This window comes from uncultured Limnohabitans sp. (assembly GCF_937889215.1).
Lineage (GTDB): Bacteria > Pseudomonadota > Gammaproteobacteria > Burkholderiales > Burkholderiaceae_C > Limnohabitans_A.
Genome location: NZ_CALBEX010000278.1, coordinates 1 through 6,496, shown reverse-complemented (window position 1 = coordinate 6,496; position 6,496 = coordinate 1). Strand labels below are relative to the sequence as shown.

General features: G+C 63.7%; 8 protein-coding genes and 1 pseudogene. 1 reads left to right on the top strand and 8 read right to left on the bottom strand.

The window, feature by feature from the left end; all coding sequences use genetic code 11:
- The 6 genes from Q0341_RS07080 to Q0341_RS07055 form a co-directional block, all read right to left on the bottom strand.
- A partial coding sequence (locus tag Q0341_RS07080; protein WP_299511534.1) for a class I adenylate-forming enzyme family protein occupies positions 1 to 512 on the bottom strand: 512 nt, incomplete at its 3' end.
- A 180-nt stretch (positions 513 to 692) separates the two neighbouring features.
- Positions 693 to 1,808: a bifunctional diaminohydroxyphosphoribosylaminopyrimidine deaminase/5-amino-6-(5-phosphoribosylamino)uracil reductase RibD gene (gene ribD, locus Q0341_RS07075; protein WP_299511532.1), complete on the bottom strand. Its 1,116-nt coding sequence runs from the start codon at positions 1,806 to 1,808 to the stop codon at positions 693 to 695.
- Positions 1,809 to 1,825: 17 nt separating this feature from the next.
- Entirely contained in the window at positions 1,826 to 2,266 is a 441-nt protein-coding gene (locus tag Q0341_RS07070) for a hypothetical protein (RefSeq protein WP_299511530.1), read from the bottom strand.
- Between the two features lie 62 nt (positions 2,267 to 2,328).
- Complete coding sequence (locus Q0341_RS07065) at positions 2,329 to 3,558, bottom strand: hypothetical protein (protein ID WP_299511529.1); 1,230 nt, start codon at positions 3,556 to 3,558, stop codon at positions 2,329 to 2,331.
- Complete coding sequence (locus Q0341_RS07060) at positions 3,555 to 4,250, bottom strand: hypothetical protein (RefSeq protein ID WP_299511528.1); 696 nt, start codon at positions 4,248 to 4,250, stop codon at positions 3,555 to 3,557. Before Q0341_RS07060 ends, Q0341_RS07065 begins: the two co-directional genes overlap by 4 nt.
- Before the next feature lie 7 nt (positions 4,251 to 4,257).
- Entirely contained in the window at positions 4,258 to 4,719 is a 462-nt protein-coding gene (locus Q0341_RS07055; protein WP_299511527.1) for a type IV pilin protein, read from the bottom strand.
- A 130-nt stretch (positions 4,720 to 4,849) separates the two neighbouring features.
- Here Q0341_RS07055 and Q0341_RS07050 point away from each other — a divergent pair, with 130 nt between their 5' ends.
- Positions 4,850 to 5,407, top strand: coding sequence for a GspH/FimT family pseudopilin (locus Q0341_RS07050; protein WP_299511525.1), 558 nt, complete (start codon positions 4,850 to 4,852; stop codon positions 5,405 to 5,407).
- A gap of 5 nt (positions 5,408 to 5,412) precedes the next feature.
- Here the strand turns inward: Q0341_RS07050 and nrdR are convergent, their stop codons facing one another.
- Together nrdR and glyA are read right to left on the bottom strand one after the other, a co-directional pair.
- Positions 5,413 to 5,862 carry a transcriptional regulator NrdR gene (gene nrdR, locus Q0341_RS07045; RefSeq protein WP_299511524.1) on the bottom strand — a complete coding sequence of 150 codons (450 nt, stop codon included), beginning with the start codon at positions 5,860 to 5,862 and terminating at the stop codon, positions 5,413 to 5,415.
- Between the two features lie 12 nt (positions 5,863 to 5,874).
- Positions 5,875 to 6,496: pseudogene (gene glyA, locus Q0341_RS07040) on the bottom strand (serine hydroxymethyltransferase); the annotation flags it as partial.

The following is a 6,496-nucleotide window of genomic DNA, read 5'->3' as shown; positions in this document are numbered from 1 at the left end:
ATCACGCCCTTGGGTCTGCCCGTGGTGCCGCTGGTGTAAAACAGCCACGCCAGATCATTGGCTTTTCGATCGGTGATCGGTGTTTCAGTCAGGGGTTCTGCGGGTTGCCAAAACGCATCGGCTTGGGGGCTGTCCACGTCCAGCACACGCGCCAAACCGCGCAATGGGTCGCCCGCATCGGTGGTGATGTCAGCCGTTACAAAAGCCCAGCTGGCTTGGGCGTTGTCAACGATCCATTGCGCTTCGCGCAGGTGCAGCTTGGCGTTGATGGGCACCACTACCAACCCAGCCCACCAAGCGGCGAACATCACTTCCAGGTAGCGCACATGGTTGCGCATGAACAGCGCCACCCGGTCCCCTGGCTGCAAGCCAGCGGCCTGAAATTGCCGTGCCAGATGCTGGCAGCGTTGCGCCCATTGGCCATGGGTGGCGACCCCCTGTGTGCCTTTGAAGATGGCGGGTTGCTCGGGTGCCATGCGGGCTTGGCGTTGCAGCAAGTGGGCGATGTTCAAGTCGTGCTCCAGCAATAGTGGATCGCATTGTGTCCCTTGGCGTTGGGCCGGGCTGTCTCTGGCAGGTCTTGACGCGGCGTTGGCCTGGCTGGCTTGGGTCGTGGGGATGAGTTCGCAGGGTGCGCAGGGACAGGCTTTTTGACGCCTCCGATGTGGCTCTGTGACGGCCCCCGTGACAGCTCAGTCACGGCGCAGCAGCAGTCGCAAATCTGGGCCGATGCGATCGACCGCATGGAAGCGCAGCTTCACCGCCCCACTCAGTTCGGTCAGAGCCGGCAAGTTGGCCATGCCCTGGCCGGGGCCCAGCAGCTGGGGGGCGAGATAAACCAGGCATTCATCCACCAACCCTTCGCGCAGGAAGGAGCCGTTGAGCTTGTGCCCGGCCTCCACATGCAATTCGTTGATTTCGCGTTGTGCCAAATCACGCAGCATGGCCGCGAGGTCCACCTTGCCGCCGGGGCCGGGCATCTGGATCGGTGTGACGCCACGAGCGATGAGCGCTGCGCGTTTGTGAGCGTGTTGTGCGTCCAGGGGATCGGTGGCGTGGTAAATCCAGATCTGCCGGGCTTGGTCGCCTGCCCCCTGTGTGTCCAGCAGTTTGGCTGTCAGCGGCATGTCCAGGCGGCTGTCCACCACCACCAGATGGGGTTGGCGTGGCGCGGACAAGCCGCGCACGTTGAGTTGGGGGTCGTCTTCGAGCACCGTGCCGATGCCTGTGAGCACGGCGCAGGCGCGGGCGCGCCAGGCATGGCCATCGCTGCGGGCTTCGGGGCCGGTGATCCATTGGCTCTGACCGTTTTGCAGCGCTGTTTGGCCATCGAGCGAGGTGGCCACCTTCATGCGCACCCAAGGCAAGCCGCTTTCCATCCTGCGGAAGAAACCGATGTTCAGCTCGCGGGCCTGCGTGGCCAAGTCACTGGACGGTGCCAGCGTTTCGGTGTCGACCCCCGCGTGCACTAAACGTGCCATGCCAAGGCCCGCCACTTTCGGGTTGGGATCGGTCATGGCGGACACCACGCGGCCAATGCCGGCTGCGGCCAGTGCATCACAGCAAGGCCCGGTGCGCCCGTGGTGGGCGCAGGGCTCGAGCGTGACCCACGCGGTGGCGCCTTGCACGCTGTGGCCGCGTGCAGCTGCATCGCGCAGGGCCATGATTTCCGCATGCGGGCCGCCAGCGCGTTGGGTGTGGCCCTGGCCCAGTACCGTGCCATCGGCGGCGGTGATGACACAACCCACGCGGGGGTTGGGCGAGGTCAGCCACAAAGCCTGGGCGGCCAGTGCCAGGGCGAGTCGCATGGGGTGTTCAGAAACAATCACGGCAAAAATTCATCAGCATCAGATCCGGGCAAGGATACGCCAACCCAGACAGGCACCCGATCGCGGCTGCCGTGCAAAACCATTTGCCCCATGCGCGGACGGGTCTGCGCCCCGTTCCCGTTTTGTGGTGGCGCTTGTGCCCGACCCAGCGCGGGCCATTGCACTTGCACTTGGATGTCGTCCAGGGCCAAGCCGGGGCGCGAGCGCAATTGGCTGGTCAGGGTGTAGACCGTGCCTTGCAGCGTGATCAATTGGTTCATCTCGCACACGGCCCGGGCCGATTGCAAGCAGTCCATGGCATCGGCGGCCAAGGTGGTGGCCAGCGTGTGTTGCCGAGTGTCGCTGGCCGTTTGCAGGGCGTGCAAGGTCAAGCGGGTGGCCCCGGCCAGGCCAATGCCCAGCACAGCCGAGGCCACCAGCGCTTCTAGCAAAGCCATGCCCCGTGTGCCTGCGCCATGCTGCCTCAAACGCTGTGGCCTTTGCCGACGGGCCGCTCCATTCACGGTGCGCCCTCGCGCCAACTGCCGGCCACCCGCTGGACTCGGGTCGCGTCCATGCCCGCTGGCCAGTCGACTTGGTAGGCGTGGCGAGCGAAAGTGTGGGCCTGGATGCGGCTTGCGCCTTGTAACTCGGGCAAGCCCGACTCCACCACCAATTGCCCTTCGATCAGGCCTGCATGCCATGCCCGGACTTTTTGGTCTAAACACTGCGATTGCAGCACCACCGTGCCCACAATGTGCACGCCGCTGGCCATGTGCGGGCATCGCAGCGCGCAGGCAGAAGCCGAAAAAACCAAGAGCACAGGCGCATCGACCGTGCCCAAGCTTTGAGTCCAAGTGCTTGGGCTGTCTACCCAGTAAACAGTGCGCGCGGGTTGGCTCTGGGCGTGCAGGCCTTGGCTTTCTTGCGCGTCAGACCATGCCTTCACTTGCGCGGGCGTGATGTCGCCGAGCACGTTTTGCCATGCCCGTGCCGTGCAACTGTCGCGCACCAAAGCCCTGGACGGGCCTGTCAAGGCCCCGCCGCCTGGCAAGTGTTCGGGCAAAAACGCCAAGCAGCTGCGCCGCTCTTCGCTGGACACCACACCATCGCCATTGGGATCGGGCAACCACACGCTGTGGACGGCAGCGCCTGTGGCCTGGCCGTTGCAGGCGACGCCCTTTTCGCTGAGCGGACAGAGCGTGACCGAGGCACTTGCAGCCGGGCCCGCGCAACCGTTGACCACCAAGGCTGCGCTGCTGGCGTCAGGGGGCGCGCGGGCCACGGTGGGCACAAAGACGCTGGCCTGAACCTGTGCCCGACTGTTGGCATCGGCCAAGCTGGCGCTGGCGAACAACTCGGCGACATGGGGCGAGGCGACGACATCGCGTGCCACCAGCAGCTTCAGCACTGCGCCAGGCATGGCCGGGTGAGCCGGGGGAGCCAAGGCGCTGCACTGCCACTGTGCGCCCGTGTGGCCTGCAGGGCAGGGCTGTTGTGCGTGTGCTGGCCCAAAAAACGCGCTGTCAGGGTGGTTCGCGTAGGCCTGCGCCAGCGTGGCTCGCCCCCAGGCCAGAGCCGCTTCGGCGGCCAGGCGAGCCTGCGTGGCATGGTGTTGGTTGTTGCTGGCCAGGCGATCGGTCAAGACGCTGCGTGTGCTGTAAAAAGCCGCCAAACTGGCCAGCAGAACCAGGCTGATCGTCACCAGCAAGGTGATGGCTCCGCTTTGTGCGTGTTGCGGGTGTTTCATGGCGCTGCACCGCACGCGGTTGGCCAGGGCGACGCAGTCACGTCGTTGCGCAGGGCCACGGTTTGCGATAGGCGCAGCTGCCGTGAAGGGTCACGCGGCCATTCGGCGCTTAGCTGCACCGTCACCCAACGTGCCAGCCAGGGGCCGCGCAGCTCGCAATGCAGTTGCCAGGTCAAACCGATCATTTTCAGGCTGCCCGCATCGGTCAGGTCGGTCCACACCTCGGGAACGCAGGCGGTGCGCACCTGCAGTTCTTGGTCGCGCAGACGAAAGCCTGTGCATTCGTTGTTGTCCAGCAAGCCATTTTGGTTGCGGTCGCGACCGAAGTCGATGCGCTGGTCTTGGATCACCAGCGCGCCTGCACCGCCACAAAATGCGTCCTCACATTGCTTGGCTGATCGCAGCCGCCAGGCTTGCCCTGAGCCCTGTGCCTGCCGAAGTTCCTGTGCCAAGGTGTCCAACGCGGCGCGCAGGTCGTGGTGCAAATGGATGTCTTGCAAGGCCCATCGATGCCCCTGCAGTTGCTGCGCCAGCATTTGGCTGGCAGCGGCCAGCACCACCAGACCCAAGCCCATGCCGACCAGCAAACCCACCAGGGTTTCACCCTTTTGGCCTAAGCGTGTGCACCCCTGAGGGTGGCCGCACCGGTGCGGGCGGGGCAGGGGGCTTAACCGATCGACGGGGCAGTTCATGGGGTTGTCACTGCCGCCAGCAGCGTGCCGGATCCGTCGCCAAATCGCTGCCGCTGCTCAGCACCACGCTGGCCGTGTGCAGCAGCTGCAAGCGCATCGGCCGGCAAGCCGTGTCGGCCGACTGCGCACCCACCGGGCTGGCGCTCAAGGTGTAGCCATCCGCTGTGGCGCTCTCGATTTGGATTTGGTAATGCCCAGCGGGTGACCTGTCGCTTTGCCAGCCGAGGCTGCTCAGCTCGGTGGCATGGCTGTCGTGGGTGCTGCGCCAGCGTGCTTGGTCGAGTTGCAATTGTTGCAGCGCGCTTTGTGCATCGATGCGCCGGGCCTGGCGCTGCTGGGCATGGAAGGCGGGCAAAGCCACAGCGGCCAGCACGGCCATCAGGGCCAAGCTGACCAGCAGCTCGCTCAAAGTCCAGCCCAACATGTCGATGCGGGCCGGCGCAATGGGGGTGGCACGAGGCATGCGCATGACCGACTCCTTGAGATGAGCTGGTATTGTGAATACTTAATAATGACTTGTACAGGTGCGCACTGGGATGCAAGGCAAACCCAACACCCCCCAAGGGTGCACCCCACAAGGCCAGCACAGGAGAGACGGCATGCCAAGCTTTTTAGACAAGACGGCCCATGGCTTCACTTTGCTAGAAGCCTTGGTGGTGATGGCCTTGCTGGGCACGCTGATGGCATTGGCTGCTCCCGGGTTGACGGGTGTGCGTCAGAAGCACCAAATGCAAAGCCAGGCGGAACAACTGCAGAGCAGCTTGATGCTGGCCCGCTCAGAGGCTTTGCGACGCCAGCAGCGGGTGACCGTGTGCGTGCGTGGTGAACGAGAAGACTGCGCGACCAGCGGCACTTGGGCGCAAGGCTGGGTGATGTTTGTGGATGGCAATGACAATGCGCTGCGTGAGCCCGAAGAAAAGGTTTTACAGGCGCATGCTGCTTTGCCTTCTTTTTTGTCGCTGCAAGGCAATGCTCGGGTGGACCGCTATGTCTCTTATGGTCCCGGGGGCCGCAGTCAAAGCAAGTCGGGTGCATTTCAGGCCGGCACCCTGACCCTGTGTGGGTCAGGCCAAGCGGTGGTCTGGCAGGTGGTGATCAACGCGGTGGGTAAGCCCCGCTTGGAAAAGGCAGAGCGCTCAGCTCTTTCAAACTGCTGAGTTGTTCAGCTTTGCACTTCGTCCACCAGCGTCTTGAAGGCGTCGATGTCTTCAAAGTTGCGGTACACGCTGGCAAAGCGCACATAGGCCACTTTGTCGAGCTTTTTCAACTCGCGCATGACCAACTCGCCAATACTGTGTGAGGCCACCTCTCGTACCCCCAGATTGAGCAGCATTTCTTCAATGCGCTCAATCGCACCATCCACTTGCTCGGTGCTCACGGGGCGTTTGCGCAAGGCCAAGTTCAGGCTGGCACGCAATTTATCGCGTTGGTAGTCGATGCGGCGGCCATCTTTTTTCACGATGGCCGGAAAGTGGACTTCAGGCTTTTCGTAGGTGGTGAAGCGCTTTTCGCAAGCACCACATTGACGCCGTCGGCGAATGAAATCCCCGTCTTCGGCCAGGCGTGTCTCCACCACCTGGGTTTCGAGGTGACCGCAAAACGGGCATTTCATCGCGCGGGCCGATCAGCCGTAGACCGGGAAGCGGCTGGTCAGCGCGTGCACTTTGGCGCGCACCGCAGCCAGGTTGGCTTCGTCCGTGGGGTTGTCCAGCACGTCAGCGATCAGGTGGGCCGTGGCGCGGGCTTCCTCGTCCTTGAAACCACGGGTGGTCATGGCGGGGGTGCCGATGCGCACGCCGCTGGTCACAAACGGTTTTTCAGGGTCGTTCGGGATGGCGTTTTTGTTGATGGTCATGTGGGCGCTGCCCAAAGCGGCTTCGGCCACTTTGCCGGTGATGCCCTTGGCCCGAAGATCGACCAGCATGACGTGGCTTTGGGTGCCGCCGCTGACGATGCGCAGGCCGCGTTGGGTCAAGTTTTCGGCAATGATTTGCGCGTTCTTGATCACCTGGGCTTGGTAGGCCTTGAACTCAGGTGCCATGGCTTCTTTGAAAGCCACGGCCTTGGCTGCAATCACATGCATCAGCGGGCCGCCTTGCAGGCCGGGGAAGATGGCGCTGTTGATGGCTTTTTCGTGCTCGGCCTTCATCAAGATGATGCCGCCGCGCGGGCCGCGCAAGCTCTTGTGGGTGGTGGAGGTCACCACATCGGCGTGCGGCACGGGGTTGGGGTACACGCCTGCAGCG

Bases quoted from the DNA above. Each gene is read 5' to 3' on its own strand.
- ribD (WP_299511532.1), bottom strand. From the start codon at position 1,808: ATGCGACTCGCCCTGGCACTGGCCGCCCAGGCTTTGTGGCTGACCTCG.
- Q0341_RS07070 (WP_299511530.1), bottom strand. From the start codon at position 2,266: ATGGCTTTGCTAGAAGCGCTGGTGGCCTCGGCTGTGCTGGGCATTGGC.
- Q0341_RS07065 (WP_299511529.1), bottom strand. From the start codon at position 3,558: ATGAAACACCCGCAACACGCACAAAGCGGAGCCATCACCTTGCTGGTG.
- Q0341_RS07060 (WP_299511528.1), bottom strand. From the start codon at position 4,250: ATGAACTGCCCCGTCGATCGGTTAAGCCCCCTGCCCCGCCCGCACCGG.
- Q0341_RS07055 (WP_299511527.1), bottom strand. From the start codon at position 4,719: ATGCGCATGCCTCGTGCCACCCCCATTGCGCCGGCCCGCATCGACATG.
- Q0341_RS07050 (WP_299511525.1), top strand. From the start codon at position 4,850: ATGCCAAGCTTTTTAGACAAGACGGCCCATGGCTTCACTTTGCTAGAA.
- nrdR (WP_299511524.1), bottom strand. From the start codon at position 5,862: ATGAAATGCCCGTTTTGCGGTCACCTCGAAACCCAGGTGGTGGAGACA.